The 14,796-nt window shown below is 55.6% G+C and carries 14 protein-coding genes and 2 tRNA genes; 8 read left to right on the top strand and 8 right to left on the bottom strand.

Annotated elements, in window-relative coordinates; translation table 11 throughout:
• The first annotated feature begins 221 nt into the window (after window positions 1-221).
• Genes RBB75_RS01105 through RBB75_RS01095 form a run of 3 tightly spaced genes read left to right on the top strand, consistent with a single transcriptional unit; the run spans window position 222 to window position 4,173 of the window.
• The gene (locus RBB75_RS01105) at window positions 222-1,082 is read left to right on the top strand and encodes an MIP/aquaporin family protein (protein WP_179638667.1); all 861 of its coding nucleotides are present in this window, start codon (window positions 222-224) and stop codon (window positions 1,080-1,082) included.
• Entirely contained in the window at window positions 1,079-2,575 is a 1,497-nt protein-coding gene (glpK, locus tag RBB75_RS01100) for a glycerol kinase GlpK (protein ID WP_179638666.1), read from the top strand. The genes RBB75_RS01105 and glpK overlap by 4 nt, the downstream gene beginning before the upstream one ends.
• Complete coding sequence (locus RBB75_RS01095) at window positions 2,572-4,173, top strand: glycerol-3-phosphate dehydrogenase/oxidase (protein ID WP_179638665.1); 1,602 nt, start codon at window positions 2,572-2,574, stop codon at window positions 4,171-4,173. Before glpK ends, RBB75_RS01095 begins: the two co-directional genes overlap by 4 nt.
• 33 nt (window positions 4,174-4,206) lie before the next feature.
• Here RBB75_RS01095 and RBB75_RS01090 read toward each other — a convergent pair whose 3' ends face one another.
• Complete coding sequence (locus RBB75_RS01090; protein WP_179638664.1) at window positions 4,207-4,968, bottom strand: heme-binding domain-containing protein; 762 nt, start codon at window positions 4,966-4,968, stop codon at window positions 4,207-4,209.
• Window position 4,969: 1 nt separating this feature from the next.
• Window positions 4,970-5,965, bottom strand: a complete 996-nt coding sequence (locus RBB75_RS01085) for a metallophosphoesterase family protein (protein ID WP_179638663.1) — start codon at window positions 5,963-5,965, stop codon at window positions 4,970-4,972.
• 140 nt (window positions 5,966-6,105) lie between these two features.
• On the opposite strand from RBB75_RS01085, the gene RBB75_RS01080 reads away from it, so the two are divergent.
• Both RBB75_RS01080 and RBB75_RS01075 read left to right on the top strand, forming a co-directional pair.
• Window positions 6,106-6,705, top strand: a complete 600-nt coding sequence (locus RBB75_RS01080) for an RNA polymerase sigma factor (protein WP_179638662.1) — start codon at window positions 6,106-6,108, stop codon at window positions 6,703-6,705.
• A complete protein-coding gene (locus RBB75_RS01075; RefSeq protein WP_179638661.1) occupies window positions 6,702-7,505 on the top strand; it encodes an anti-sigma factor family protein in 804 nt (267 codons plus the stop codon). The genes RBB75_RS01080 and RBB75_RS01075 overlap by 4 nt, the downstream gene beginning before the upstream one ends.
• Before the next feature lie 302 nt (window positions 7,506-7,807).
• Here the strand turns inward: RBB75_RS01075 and RBB75_RS01070 are convergent, their stop codons facing one another.
• A complete protein-coding gene (locus tag RBB75_RS01070; RefSeq protein ID WP_179638660.1) occupies window positions 7,808-8,692 on the bottom strand; it encodes a 5'-3' exonuclease in 885 nt (294 codons plus the stop codon).
• Window positions 8,693-8,826: 134 nt separating this feature from the next.
• On the opposite strand from RBB75_RS01070, the gene RBB75_RS01065 reads away from it, so the two are divergent.
• Entirely contained in the window at window positions 8,827-9,207 is a 381-nt protein-coding gene (locus tag RBB75_RS01065) for a RidA family protein (protein WP_353069253.1), read from the top strand.
• 43 nt (window positions 9,208-9,250) lie between these two features.
• Here RBB75_RS01065 and RBB75_RS01060 read toward each other — a convergent pair whose 3' ends face one another.
• Window positions 9,251-9,586, bottom strand: a complete 336-nt coding sequence (locus tag RBB75_RS01060; protein ID WP_179638658.1) for a bactofilin family protein — start codon at window positions 9,584-9,586, stop codon at window positions 9,251-9,253.
• Window positions 9,587-9,848: 262 nt separating this feature from the next.
• Here RBB75_RS01060 and RBB75_RS01055 point away from each other — a divergent pair, with 262 nt between their 5' ends.
• The gene (locus RBB75_RS01055) at window positions 9,849-10,529 is read left to right on the top strand and encodes a hypothetical protein (protein WP_179638657.1); all 681 of its coding nucleotides are present in this window, start codon (window positions 9,849-9,851) and stop codon (window positions 10,527-10,529) included.
• A gap of 229 nt (window positions 10,530-10,758) precedes the next feature.
• Here RBB75_RS01055 and RBB75_RS01050 read toward each other — a convergent pair.
• Both RBB75_RS01050 and RBB75_RS01045 read right to left on the bottom strand, forming a co-directional pair.
• Window positions 10,759-10,833, bottom strand: a tRNA-Cys gene (locus RBB75_RS01050).
• Between the two features lie 67 nt (window positions 10,834-10,900).
• A tRNA-Gly gene (locus RBB75_RS01045) sits at window positions 10,901-10,975 on the bottom strand.
• A gap of 162 nt (window positions 10,976-11,137) precedes the next feature.
• Here RBB75_RS01045 and RBB75_RS01040 point away from each other — a divergent pair.
• Window positions 11,138-12,592, top strand: a complete 1,455-nt coding sequence (locus RBB75_RS01040) for a PAS domain-containing sensor histidine kinase (RefSeq protein ID WP_353069252.1) — start codon at window positions 11,138-11,140, stop codon at window positions 12,590-12,592.
• Here RBB75_RS01040 and RBB75_RS01035 read toward each other — a convergent pair.
• Window positions 12,567-14,477, bottom strand: a complete 1,911-nt coding sequence (locus RBB75_RS01035; protein WP_353069250.1) for a type II secretion system protein GspD — start codon at window positions 14,475-14,477, stop codon at window positions 12,567-12,569. The two genes, RBB75_RS01040 and RBB75_RS01035, sit on opposite strands and share 26 nt — an antisense overlap.
• A gap of 27 nt (window positions 14,478-14,504) precedes the next feature.
• The gene (locus RBB75_RS01030; protein WP_179582483.1) at window positions 14,505-14,783 is read right to left on the bottom strand and encodes a helix-turn-helix domain-containing protein; all 279 of its coding nucleotides are present in this window, start codon (window positions 14,781-14,783) and stop codon (window positions 14,505-14,507) included.
• Window positions 14,784-14,796 lie beyond the last annotated feature (13 nt).

Below are 14,796 nucleotides of genomic sequence, written 5' to 3'. Positions count from 1 at the left end.
GTCTATTTCACCGCTGTGGTCGCAGGTAGAAGCCTGTGGCGGTCTCGTCGACCTTCCCGTCTTGGCGGACGGGCCGATACCGAATTTGGCCGGTATTGTGAGGCAAACCTTCGCTTGCGGAGAAAAATGTAGATAATGGCCAGCGAGCGGAGAGACGGAGTTTTCGACTTCCGTGGTTCTTCCCAAGTAGATCGAACAGACAAGCAAGGAGAAGACGCTGAATGAGCAAGACGTTCGTGGGGCAACTGATATCAGAAGCTGTGGCTATGTTCATTGTGATTGCCTTTGGAGATTCGGTCGCGGCAATGTACACGCTTTACAATCCAAGCCCGTACCAGCAGGCCTATTGGGGAGTGTGTATTGCCTGGGGGCTGGCGGTGACGATCTCGATCTACACGACGGCTTCGGTGAGCGGGTGTCATGGGAACCCGGTGGTAACGCTGACGCTCGCAGTCTATCGAGGGTTTTCCTGGCATAAGGTGCTTCCGTATTGCCTTGCACAGGTGACAGGAGCATTTTTGGGGGCGGGGATCGTCTATACGCTGTTCTCGCCGGTGATCGACAACTTCAACCTGACGAACCACCTCACTCGAGCTGGGGGCGGGGCTGCGGGAGTTTTCTTTACTCACCCGGGTTTGGCGATCACACCCATGCATGCCTTTGGCGATGAGATTATTCTGACTGCGTTTCTGATCTTTGGGATCTTTGCGATTACGGAGCAGTACAACGAGATGGCTCCCGGCGCGAATGCGGGAGCGCTGATGATCGGATTCCTGGTGGCGTTGATTGGCGCCTCGATGGGTTATCTGGAGGCGTGGGCGCTTAACCCTGCGCGCGATTTTGGACCGCGGCTCTTCTGCTTCTTTATGGGTTGGGGTTCTTCTGCGCTTCCTTCGCCACAGAGTTATTGGTGGATTCCCATCGTTGCCCCGCTGATCGGCGGAGTTTTGGGTGGCGGAGCATACCAATTTCTGATTCGGCCTTTTTTGCCAGCCAGACAGAAAGCACTGCTTGATGTAGTGAAGCAACTCTCAAAGGACGAATCGTCCTTCGAACTGCGAACATCCAAGGAGATAAGATGAAGTACGTACTCTCACTCGATCAGGGAACGACGAGCTCTCGCGCCATCCTCTTCGATCACGATGGGCAGATTGCGGGAACTGCGGCGCATGAGTTTCCGCAGATCTATCCGAATAGTGGCTGGGTAGAACATGATCCCTTCGACATTCTGACGTCACAGCTGAGCTCTGCAATTGAGGTGATGGGTAAAGCGCGAGTGCGTCCAAGAGATGTCATCGCTCTGGGGATTACCAACCAGCGGGAGACTACGATCGTTTGGGATCGCGAGACGGGAAAGCCGGTCTATAACGCGATCGTCTGGCAGGACAGCCGTACCGGCGCCATGATGAAGAGGCTCGCTGATGAGGGGGCTGAGGAGATCGTTCGGCAAAAGACAGGGCTCCTTCTAAGCCCCTACTTCTCTGCGGGCAAAGTGGCGTGGATACTGGAGAATGTTGAGGGAGTGCGTGCCCGTGCAGAGGCGGGAAAGTTAGCCTTCGGAACGGTTGACAGCTGGCTGGTGTGGAATTTGACCAGTGGTAAGCGTCACGTCACGGATAGGACCAACGCTTCACGAACTCTTCTCTACAATATCGTTGAAGACAAGTGGGACGATGACCTGCTGAAGCTTTTCAATGTTCCCAAGAGTCTTTTGCCTGAGGTGGTGTGGTCTAACGAGAAGGTGGGAGAGGTGACGACCTCGCTTGGGCTGGGCGAAGTTGAGATTGCAGGTATTGCCGGGGATCAGCAATCGGCCTTGTTTGGGCAGCTCTGTGTCTCTCCTGGCGATGCGAAGAATACTTACGGTACGGGTTGTTTTCTGTTGCAGAATATTGGCGGGAAGTTCACGCTTTCGAGCCATCGCCTGATTACAACCCTTGCCTGCAGCACAGACCGGAAGCTTGCTTATGCACTTGAAGGCAGCATCTTTATAGGCGGCGCTGTGGTGCAGTGGCTTCGGGATAACATGAAGTTTTTTCGGAAGTCCTCGGAGGTGGAGGCGGTTGCGGCCACTGTACCTGACTCGGATGGTGTGGTCTTTGTGCCTGCATTTACAGGTCTCGGAGCGCCTTACTGGGATGCCGAGGCGAGGGGGTTGATCATAGGCCTGCAACGCGGAACGCAGATCGCTCACATTGCGAAGGCGGCTGTCGAGAGCATTGCGTTTCAGGTCGCGGACGTTCTTCGCGTGATGGATTCAGATACCAAGAATCCCTTTACAGAGCTTCGCGTCGATGGGGGAGCCGCAGCCAACGATGACCTGATGCAGTTTCAGGCGGACCTGCTAGGTGTGCCGGTTCGTCGTCCTGCGGTGCTGGAGACGACTGCTCTTGGTGCCGCCTATCTGGCGGGCCTGTCCAGTGGATTCTGGAGCAGCATCGATGAGTTGAAGCTGCATCGCAAGGCGGACACGCTCTTCGAGCCAAAGACGGATAAGAAGCAGATGCAAAAACTGCAGGACAACTGGAGAGAGGCTGTCGAGCGCTCTCGCCACTGGAACAAGGAGAGCAGATGAATCGCGATGAGATGTTAGCCCGTGTACGCAATCGCAAAGAGCCCTGGGACATTGTTGTGATCGGCGGAGGAGCCACAGGCGCTGGCGTTGCCGTTGATGCGGCATCGCGAGGGTATGATGTGTTGCTGCTGGAGCGGGAAGACTTTGGCAAAGGTACATCCAGTCGCGCCACCAAATTAGTTCATGGTGGTGTTCGTTATCTTGAGCAGGGAAACGTTTCGCTGGTGATGGAGGCGCTGAAGGAGCGGGGGATACTTCTGCGGAACGCACCTCATATCGTGAAAGATCTGAAGTTCATAGTTCCCAACTACTCCTGGTGGGAGGCGCCGTTCTATGGGATTGGGATGAAGATTTATGACTTCCTTGCAGGCAAGTACAGTTTTGGCTCGTCCAAGGTGCTTTCCCTGGAAGAGACGTTGCAGCTTCTGCCCACGATTCGCAGGGACGGACTGCGCGGCGGGGTGATGTATCACGACGGGCAGTTTGATGACACGCGTCTCCTGATCAATCTGATGACTACTGCCGCGGAGCATGGTGCGACTCTTTTGAACTATGCGGGTGTGGTTGAGCTAAAGAAGGACGAGTCGGGCTTTGTGCAGGGTGTGCGGGCGGTCGATAGTGAGAGCGGGGAGAAGTTTGAGATTGAAGCGCGTTCCGTGGTGAATGCGACAGGAATCTTCACCGATGAGATCCGCCGGCTGGCGGAGCCCGGGGTCGAACAGATGATGGCTCCCAGTCAGGGTATTCACCTTATGTTCGACCGCTCCTTCCTGGTGGGCGACACAGCTTTGCTTGTACCCCAAACAGACGATGGTCGCGTACTGTTTGCGGTTCCCTGGCACAACCGCACTCTGGTCGGTACTACGGATACGCCCATCGAATCGATATCGTATGAGCCGCTACCCTTTGAGGAGGAGATCGACTTTGTGCTTGAGACGGCGGGCCGCTATCTGAGCCACAAGCCGACTCGGGAAGATATTCTCAGCGTCTATGTTGGCATTCGACCGTTGGTAAAGGCTGCAGGGGCCAGCGACGGAAAGACTTCATCGCTGTCGCGCGACTATACGATTCATATCGACCACTCCGGTCTGCTGACGATTGTCGGGGGAAAGTGGACGACCTATCGACATATGGCCGAAGACACAGTGGACCACGCCATGACTCTCGGAAGACTGGACGAAAGACCATGTGTCACGGCGACCATGCACATTCATGGATACCATCAGCATCCCGAGGAGTTTGGGAGTTTGTCCGTCTACGGCTCCGATGCACCGGCGATCCTGGAGCTATCCAAAGAAAGGCCTGAACTCGGCGGACTCCTGCACCCTGATCTGCCATACACTGCGGCAGAGGTTGTGTGGGCGGCACGAAATGAGATGTCTCGCACGTTGGATGATGCTCTGGCGCGACGCACTCGAGCGCTGCTGTTGAACGCGCGTGCTGCAGTAGAGATAGCGCCTGCGGTAGCGTCCCTGCTGGCTAAGGAACTCGGCAAGGATGCGGCGTGGGCGGAGGAGCAGGTGAGGATTTTTGGTGCGTTGGCAGCCCAGTACATACCACAGGGGACGAGGTATCCGGCCGCGCCACCTGTGGTATGAACCGGGTGATTTCGGTGTAGAGCCGATCTCTTGCTATTGCTTTAGGTAAGCGATCAAGTCCCGCCGGTCTTCGGCCTTGGGAACACTGAAGCTCATCTTGTTATCCGCTATCAACAAATCCGGATCGCTCAGCCACCTCTCCAACGTCGCCTGGTCCCAAGTCAGACCGGAGTTCTTCAGTACAGCTGAGTATGTAAATCCAGGGCTGCTTCCGGCTTTCCTGCCGAACACACCCGCGAGGCGCGGTCCTTCACGATCCGCGTCCATCGCATGGCACCCTGTGCAACGTCTCTCAAACAGGGCCTTTCCGTGGGTAGCATCGGCGGCTCCCTCCGAAGCTACTTCGCTCTTTCCCACATTCTTTCCTAGCATCGAAAGGGTAAGTACATCGGACTTGGAAAGGGCTGCATTCCAATGCAATAACCGATACTGCATGGGAGGCATCTCTCCACTCTTCGTCTCTTGAACAATCTTCGACATCAGCACATCCTGCTGATCCGGGGATAACTGTTCCCATTGCGACAGATTCATCTTTTTCCGCGCTTCAACGATATCCCGCTCGATCAGCCATGATCCCGGAGCGATCCGCGCATACATCGGCCACCGCGTCTCGCTTGAATGGCAGTCAGCGCACTTGGTTATCAAGACTGCCTTTGCATCCGACGGCATCTTCGCACTATGCAACAGCGTGCCGAGCCCATTTGCGGGCTCGACACGCGGAATGCCAAACGGGTGCACAAATCCGAACCCGACAACGGCAGCCACAGTCAATATTGCTACAGACCACACGCGCATTTTAAACGGTCTCCGCGAGTGTGGAGTCGATAACTGCCAGGTGATTGTGCCCGCGAACAACCTTAACTTTTGTCACGCCAAGCACACTCTCCAGCTTGCCTGCGGGGACTGTCATCGGCCCCGGATTTGGCGCAGCTCCGGGAGCAGGCTGTGGAAACGCGGTCGACATCGCGGTGTGGAACGCCACGTTGCCTTCGACCTTCTGGACGATCTGGTGAATATGCCCATTCAACACCGTCACCGAACCAAACGGTTTCAGCATAGCTAATGCCTGCTCGCCGTCCTTCGTCCCCCAGCCCCACTTCTCGTACACCATCCAGAGCGGAATGTGCGCAAACACCACGATCGGTGTGGAATGGCTCAGACCCGCCAGATCTGACTTAAGCCACGCCAGTTGGTCGCTGCCCAGGTTGCCCATTGCATCCACCTGCACGCAGTTGTTCAAACCGACAAAGTGAACGCCCTTGTGGTTGTAGCTATACCAGCCGTTGCCAGCGGTGCCCTTGCCGAAACGTTGTTTGTACTGAACGCCATCGTCGATATAGTCATGCTCCCCGGGGACGTAAAACACTTCGCCCCTGAAGCCTTTGATCACCTGCGAAGCTGTATCGAACTCTGCCGCCTTCGAGTTCTGCGTGATGTCTCCGGTGTGAAGCATAAAATCCGGAGCCTTCGCGCCGGCAGGCGCAAGATTTGATCTGTCGATCGCCTTCTTGAGCGTGTGGGTTACATCCGGATTTGCACCTTTGTTGAAGCCGATATGACAGTCGCTTATCTGTACGAAGGAGAAGTCTTCAACTTTGCCACTCCCTCCGCCGCTCTTGATCGCCTGCGCCAACAGCTTTGAAGTTGGCACGCCGCCAACCATCGACCACAGCAATCCTGTTCCAGCCCATGCCATGCATCCCAGAAAATTGCGCCGGTCGATGCCATCGTTTTCCGACTTTGCAGTATTTTCGTGCTCCTGTACTACTTCGTCCTCTTTAAACCGGTTCATGTCAAACTCCATTTTGCGTATTTTTGATTGCCTGCACCTCCCTAAACTGAGTTAGTTCACTTTTATTCCAGCGCATAGGCAAATAATTCGTGGAATAATCTGTCTGCGATTTGGTTAACGGTAGCGATGTTTCCTAATCGATGCTGTTCTATGCCGTATTCCTGCAACTCGGCAATCTCACACCCACCGAGGCACACTGCACCGTGTCGTCCGCCACCACCCGTAGCGCAGACTTCGAGCAACTCGCGCTGCCACTGTTTGGTTCGCTCTACAACCACGCCTTCTGGCTGACCCGCAATCAAGCCGATGCCGAGGATCTGGTGCAGGAAACCTTCTCCAAGTCGCTCCGCGCGTTTGATTCGTTCCAGTCTGGCACCAACTTCAAGGCGTGGATCTTTCGTATTCTCCGGAACACCTTTTTGACCACACGCACCGGCATCGCGGCGTCCCGCACCGTTTTCCTCGAAGATCATCCGGAGACTCTCAACGCCACTGCTATTGATTTCACTCCAGAAGACAATCTCATTCGCCTCGGCGATCAGGCTGCTCTTCACAGCGCGCTAGAGCAACTTCCGCCGCTATTCCGGGAAGTATTGCTCCTCTGCGACGTTGAGGAGATCAAGTACAAAGACATCGCCCTTATTCTCGATGTCCCTATCGGCACTGTTATGTCACGCGTCTCTCGCGCCCGCAGCACTCTCCGTCAACTGTTGCAGCCGCAATTTGGGGAATCGCTATGAATCAGATATCTCAAAACGATCAATCAACGGAACATCTCAATCCGAATGTGGTCAATGCTTTTATTGACGACGAGCTTTTACCAGAGGAACAGCAGGGAGCTCAGCATCATCTCTCCACCTGTCATAGCTGCACGCTCCGCGTCCTCTCCGCGACACGACTGAAAGCTGCTACCGGCCGCGCTGGCCAACGCTTTGCCCCGCCGCCCGAAGCCCTCGCTCGCCTTACCGCCCATCTTCATTTGCAACCAACGCAGACCGAGCCAAGGGGGAAGAAGGTCGTATCCATCGATTCTTTTCGCGCTGCGGCCTGGACGGCACTCGCCGCGGCTATCCTGCTTACCATCTCATTCTTTGGCTGGCGCCAGCTGCATCAAAGGGACACCCTCGCTGCTGAACTCCTCGACCAGCACCTCTCTACTCTTTCCGCTGGAGCGACCCCAGAGGTCATCTCCACGGATCGGCACACGGTCAAACCCTGGTTTCAGGGGCGTCTTCCCTTTAGCTTCAACCTTCCCGAAACCCTGCCCCCCGATACAATTCTGAAGGGAGCTGATCTCACCTACTTCAACGGTCAACCGGCGGCCCTGCTCCTTTACACCATTCATAAACACGAAGTCTCTATCTTTGTAACGCAGCGATACACAAGCCCGACCCATGGCCCTCTGCCGAACACACGTGCAGGCTTTTATCTTCGAACCGCTACCACATCCGACCTGAATCTTTTTGCAGTCAGCGATGTGAATCCCACCGATCTCGATCTCCTGGTGGCCGCTTTGGTTTCTGTACAGAAACCTGCGTGAAGTTGATTGAACATTCCTTCGACAGGAGAGTGCTCTTCTGCAAGTGCTCAGCATGTGGAGTAGATTTCGCACTGTGTTCGCGTGGCCACGAGTCACAAGCCGATTTGTCAATTTGCCATCGCGGCTGAAGAGTCTGGGTTTGTTTACAATAGTGGTCGTGCGTGTCCGTAAGTAATGCACACTCAGGAGATGTGGCTTTTTAGTAAAGTCGGAGGCGCGGTTTCTACTTCCACGCGATAGCACGGGCTATTCCAAGCTTTCGGGCGGAAGATATGCCGTTTCAAGCCTGGTTAGGCGCGGAACTAAATCTTGCCGTCTTCCCGGGAACGCGGAACGCGCTTCGCAGAGAACTTAGCCTTGTCCAGGCGATCTGCCATTGGAGGAAAGTCAGGCGTAGGCCCCGTCCAAAGCAGATCGTCGACAGTTGCGAAGAGGGGAAGATTAGGACGAAGCATAGCAAGGTCTCGGAAGAGAAAGGCAAGATCCCGCTTGCTGTTGAAAACTTCGGACAGGCTCTTCCGATTGGAGACGTTTACCTGCCAATCCTTTGCGTCGGGTGGAATTGCTTCCAATCTGCCAAAACGGGATAGGACAGCAGAAGCAGACTTCGCACCCCATCCTGGTAGGCCAGGATAGCCGTCTGCTGTGTCGCCAACTAAGGCGAGGTAGTCCGGAATGGAGCGTGGTTTGACTCCGAACTTCTGAACGACTCCCTCTTCATCCCGCTCTAAACGTCTTCGACGGTCGAGTTGCACAACTCGCGTACCTTGAACGCACTGTGCCAGATCTTTATCGGGGGTACTAATGACCACACGCTTGACTCTAGGGTCCTTTCCTGCGAGAAAAGCTGCCGACGCCAGCGCGTCGTCTGCCTCATACTCTTCCATCGCCCACACCACCACTCCGAGTGCCTCGAGCGTTTCTTCCAGCAAAGGGAACTGGGCTAACAGCTCAGGGTCCACGCCCTGCCCGGTCTTATATCCGGGCCACATTCGGTTCCGGAAGGATTCAATCACATGATCTGTCGCCACCCCAATGTACGTCTTACCGGCCTGCATCATGCCCAAAAGTGAACCGAGAACGCCGCGCACCGCAGCGACCTCGCGACCTTCGCTGTCTCTAGCGGACGGCAGGGCATAAAAATGCCGGAAGAGCTCGTAGGTCCCATCGATGAGGTGCACTTCCATAACGCTCCGTCAGAGTTTCGAAGTAACTATCCCGCCACCAGGTTAGACAAGGTAACTTGTATCGATGTGCAATCGAATCTGTAGCAAACACGGCCCAATTCGCAAACTTTAGTGAAACTCCAAAGGAGTTCATCATGACGCGTCAAACCATCTTTACCTCCAAGGCCGCGAAGCCGTCACCGACTTATAGCCAAGCTGTTAGGGCAGCAGGTCTCGTGTTTGTTTCGGGCACAGCACCAGTAGAGCCGGAGACGGGTGAAATCAAAGGGACAACCATTCAAGAACAGACACGGCAATGCCTGACCAATATTGCCGCTATTCTAGAAGAAGCTGGAACTTCAATGGAAAAGATCGCAAGTGCCACGGTTATTCTGGCGGACGAGGATGATTTCGCCGGCATGAACGAGGAATGGATGCGATGGTTTCCCGAGAATCCGCCTGCACGTCAGGGCGCCAAGCTGCCGGCACGCATTCCGGGCCTCAAGATCTCAATCGCTGTCATCGCTGAGGCTTAGGGTTGGCGTTAGACAGGAAAAGTCTAAAGTTTCATCGCCAAATTCAGGAGCGGCGAACGTCTATGTTGCCTTTGACGAACGCTCCATCTGCGATAGATATTCTCGAGACGATCGCATCCCCGCTCATCGATCCCTCACTTCGAATGTCGAGGTGATCGCTTGCCTGACAGTTCCCGCGGACTTGTCCAAGCACAACTATTTCATTCGCTATGAGCAGAGCCTCGGTCTGACCGGCTCGTCCCACTGTGATCGTCTGTCCGGGAAGCGCAATGGAACCCTCAACTTTACCTTCGATATGCATAGCCTCCATCCCTGTTACCTCACCTTTGAGGATAAGAGACTTGCCTATCAGCGTCCGATGCACGTTTGCTTCTACCATTTCGATTGCCTTCCTGAACTCGCGATGAATTGAATTGCTGATGACCTTCACGGTATCCAGAGTGCAGTCACCTGGACATAACACTTTCGTGTCGATGTCATTGTTTGCGCTTATGGGACTAATCACGCAAGACGAATCGATATCACCCCATCAGCTCACACCACTGTTGGCGAGCCGTCTACACTATCAGTGGCGAACCAACGCCGCCGGACCTCCTCTGACCATATCCCCCCTGGGGGGACACCTAAGGAGTACTCACCTAATGCAGCAATCCCTTCCCGGCGCTCCCACCCTCACCGCTCCGCGCTTCTATATCACCGGTCGCCAGCCGCTCAGTCCTGCGGTTATCCTGCTTGCTACCGTCGCCGCCGGTGCCGCGCTCTGGTTAGTTCTCTATGCTTTGGGTCACAATAAACGTCTACCTCTTATCTCCGGCGCTGCCCGATCCGCAAACGCCTCATCAGAAGCGTTTTCAGACGAGAAAGACGATCCAAACCAGATCGACACCATTGTTCTCGGTGATCCCGCCGACGCTCCTGTGCCAGCACGCCGGGGAGACCATGTCAGCCCCGTTCACCCCACCATCCTCGTTCGCCTACCGCGTTTTGGGGACCAGGTAGGCCTCATCCCAGATACTCCCGCCGGACGCCTTCTCTACGCTTGGCTCGCCGCGTTCAACCAGGCAAGCTACCCCGCGCTTGGCAACGCTCTGCCAAACGTCGCTCTCGCCCCTGCAGCCGCTGCCCAGATCGAGCTTCGGAATCAGACCGGCGGCTTCAATCTACTATCTGCCAAAGAGGTCCAGCCCGGAGTCCTTGTCTTTCGGCTTCGCGACCAGACTCCCGCGGCGATCGAGGTTCTCGGCACCCTCCAGGTGCGTCCGGACTCCAGCCCTGCCGCCATCGCAAGCTTTAGTCTCCGTGCCGTTTCCCCAAGCAGCTAGTACGCCTCAAGCTGGTTGCAATCCTCTTTGGAAGCCGTAGCAACAGCGCTGCGAGTGTTACTTCGCTGGAGCGTAGTGCTCAGTCAGATCGAGGAGGATACTTTCGCGAGAGGCCCACGCAACGTGTACTCGAGCTTCGGTTTCCTTCGTGAGCCGCCCTTTGTGTACATCGATCGCATCTTTGATCGATGTATCTACGTATCCACGAGGTCAAAAGATATTGATATTTTGGAGGCGCGGGTCGGGATCGAACCGACGCATAAAGGTTTTGCAGACCTCTCCCTTACCACTTGGGTACCGCGCCTCTGGTGGGCTATGTGATTCTGCCCTGCTGGATTGTAGGAGAAGTGTACCGCAGGCAGGATGCTATTTGGAGCGGGAGACCGGGGTCGAACCGGCGACATCTTCCTTGGCAAGGAAGCACTCTACCACTGAGCTACTCCCGCTCTACAGATTCAAGTATAACGGCCATGTTCCGTATGGTCAACGCGCTGTGAGGTGTCGTCGTAAATCCGATTGCGTTTCTGAGCGACATGGGAGGCAAAAATGTGCATCTCATTTGTTGATTGGCGCAGACTTAGCGAAAGTGCCAGATCGAAATGAGGTAGATGACGCAACCATTACTACAGAATGTAGGGCAGATGCAGCATTGGCAGGCGCTGCTTGACTCTGCCGGAGAGGGCATATGGGGTCTCGACCTTGAAGGGAATTGTACGTTCGTGAATCGTATGGCGGTGAATTGCTTTGGTTTTGCGAGCGAGGAGATTCTGGGCAACAACATGCATGAACTGGTGCACCATCACTATCCGGACGGGCGTCATTTTCCTGGCTCCGAGTGCCCGATTTACGATGTGGTGCGGAAGAGTAAAGTTCTCAGGCAGCTGACGGACACAATGTTTCGGAAGGACGGGACTAGTTTCGTTGCAGAGCTCTCCGCGCAGCCGGTTATCGTTGAGGGATCTGTGATCGGAGTCGTGGTGACGTTTCGAGAGATCACTGAAGTGCGACAACAACAAGAGAAGATTCGACGGGCCTATGAACTGGCAGAACAGAAGACGGCTGAGCTGGATGCTGTTATCGAAAGCATGCCGCATGGGGTTTATATCTCGACTTCTAATGCAAAGCTCCGCTCCAACCACGTTGCGAAGATGATGAGCGGCGGAACCTTTCCGCCGGAGTTGAAGACACTGGATACGGCGCTGGCTGGGCAGTGGTCCACCGAGACGGTAAAGACGTCCGATCGCTGGATTCGGAGTGTTGCCGCGCCGATTTTTCTGAATGGAAATATACTCGGCGGCGTCGCTGTGAATACTGATGTTACGCAGGCCCGGCTGCAGGACGAGGCGCTGAGGAAGTCAGAGAAGCTGGCGGCGGTAGGGCAATTGGCTTCTTCGATTGCCCATGAGATCAATAATCCGCTCGAGTCGATTACGAACCTGCTCTATCTGATTCGACAGTCGGAATCGATGGAAGACACGCAGCACTATGCGGCTCTGGCTCAAGGAGAGTTGGCTCGCGTCACTGAAATTACATTGCAAACCTTGCGGTTCAACCGACAGCATAGCAAGCCGATCGAGGTGGATATGGCGGAGCTGTTGCGTACGGTGATGGCTTTGTATACCGGGCGGACTCTGGTCAGGAACATTGAGATTGATTTGAAGCTGCTGGCAACTCCGAGGGTGAGGGTGCTCGAAGGAGAGATTCGCCAAGTGATCAATAACCTGGTGAGAAACGCACTCGACGCGATGAGCAGAGGGGGACGGCTGACGATAAGGCTGCATCCGCAACGGGGTAGTCTAAGCGGCGCTCACGGGGTGCGTTTGACGGTTGCAGATATAGGTGAGGGAATCAGGCCAGAGATGCAGGAGCATCTTTTTGAGGCGTTCCAGACGACGAAGGAACTTACCGGAACAGGGCTTGGGCTTTGGGTGAGCAAGGGGATTGTTGAGAAGCACGGCGGGCGAATCCGGGCAAGGACACGACGCGGCGAGAGACATGGCACTGTGTTTTCGGTTTGGTTGCCGGTGGAGGGGAGTCCTAACCTGGTGGCTCAGGTAAATTGATTGCGATTCTAGGGCCTACGGTGAGGTTGGATCGGCGACGGGTGATGTGGGGCGTGAGGAGAAGGAGGAGTTCGCCGGAGCTGGTGTCTGTCAGGCGGTCCGCGGTAAGGGTTTGAAAGCCGGGTAGCTCACTCAATATGGGATATCCGTTGATACTCGCAGATTCGCTTCTGCTGAGGCTGCTGACCATGAGCGCAGTGTCTCCGTCGTCGAGAGTTACGTCCGAGGCGAATTGCTGGCTATTGAGGATTGGGATGTTGTTGATCGTGCCGCCGTTGAGTGCCTCGATCTTCAGGTCGATGTGCATTTTGATTGCGCCGGACTTCTGCACGGTTGGTGTTGCCTTCAGGGTCAAGCCGAGATCCTCGTATTGAATCTGGGGAATTGTCGCTGCTGTACCGGCTGCGGAGTTGAGGAGGCTGGAGACGGGGACTCCGTTGATGGTGGCGTTCGAGGGCACCGAGGAATTGCTGATTCCAGAGGAGTAGGTTGCGGTAGTAATGGGGTAGCGTTCTCCGACCCTGAAAGTGGCGGACTGCCGGTCGCCAACTCGAATCTGAATATCATTGAGGGCGCGGGTGTCGCTTGCACTGAGGGAGAGGCTGAAGGCTGCAAACTGATTAGTAGTGACGCCTGTCTGGGTGAGGCCTCCGCCAAAGAAGCCGACGGTGTTGGAGAGCAAAGTGCTCTGGACGAGGCCTGACGCGATGAGTGCAAGAGCTATGACGATGTTGCTCGACCCGGCTGGAATCAGCCCCTGGGCGATGGCCTGGTTGACGAGGCTTTGATTGGAGCTGACGATACTTTGCGCCGCTGAAGCTACGCTGTAGATGCCGACCTGTTGCGGAAGCTGTGCGCCGATGTTGCGTTGATTGGTCTTGTTGACCGAGTAGAGTTGAAGGTCGATCATGACCTCACTGCCACCGTCGATGAGATCGGCGAGGGTGAGGTTGATGTAGGTCAGGGTCTCCTGAGGGGCACGGAGGACGAGGGTTCCAGAGGCCTTCCCAACGGTAATCTCTTTGATATCGAAGATATTTTTTACAAGGGTGCCGAGGTTGTCCATCTCTTCATTGGTCATGCCGGGGATGTAGATTGTCTCCTGCAACTGACGTTCGAGGCGCTGGCGGTTCTCCTGGGTGTCTTTGGCTATGAAGACGCTTTTGGCATCCAGAGGGACAGCGAATAGATGGGTGATGTTCAGGAGGACTGGGACAGCCTGTTGATAAGACGAGTCGTCGAGATCGAAGCGCAGATCTTCTCTTTGGACCGATTCATCAAATACTGGACGGACGCCATAACCTGACACGACCTGGCGAATAACGCTCTGAACATCGGCGTGTAGATGGAAGTTCTTCTTCCCGGGATCAGGCTCGAGGGTGACGGGCCCCGCAATGGCAGGGCCTTCACGAATCCAAGGTTCTATCTCCGGATGGAATGCCTTCGGGAGTTCGCCGTTGTCGACCTGGGAGCCTACGATCTTATTCTCGGGGTCCAGGAGGCGGGCTTCGGCGAGGAGTGTTTCGGCCTTTTCATGCTGGCCGAGGAGACGCGCTTTACCCGCCTGCTGTATCAGATCGGAGACGTGGCGTTGGTGGGTGATGCTTAGCGCCAGGGCGTAGTCATGGTTGGAGGAGTTGAGAGTGGTTGCTTCGCGGAATTTCAGTTCAGCGCCGGTTAGATCGTTATGATCCAGTAGTCGCGCACCAGAGAGGTAGGCGTCTTCAGCGGCGCGAACGTTTCGTTTGGAGACAGAGTCAGACGCGCTGGCGTTTGGGCCCGGATTGGACTGGGCCAGGGTGGGAAGAGAGGCGATGCCGATAATCGTGAGCGCGGCGGTATATTTTGCAACTGCGGCCGCACGGGCTTGGAAGGTGGGTCTCATCGACTGCTGATTAGACGGACGGGGACGTTAACGGGCGCTGGCAATATTTTGGATGTGTGGGCGCTCGCTTCTGGGGGGGCGGCGCATGCCGTTGCGGATCTGGGCGGTGTCCATGTCGAGCTCAGCGAGGGTACGACTAAGGGTGTTGCGGTGCATACCGAGCTCGTCGGCGGCCTTGCACTGGTTTCCCTTGTGGTGCGCCAATACTTCGAGGATGTAGCGCTTCTTGAACTGACGTACGGCCTCCGAGTAGGGGATGCCGGCGCTGTGCATCTGAGTGATCAAGCCGTCCATTTCGCGCTTCAAGGTTATTCCTCGC

This window comes from Tunturibacter empetritectus (genome assembly GCF_040358985.1).
Classification (GTDB): Bacteria; Acidobacteriota; Terriglobia; order Terriglobales; family Acidobacteriaceae; genus Edaphobacter; species Edaphobacter empetritectus.
Note: the sequence above shows the minus strand (reverse complement) of the source record. Positions and strands in the feature narration are given on the sequence as shown.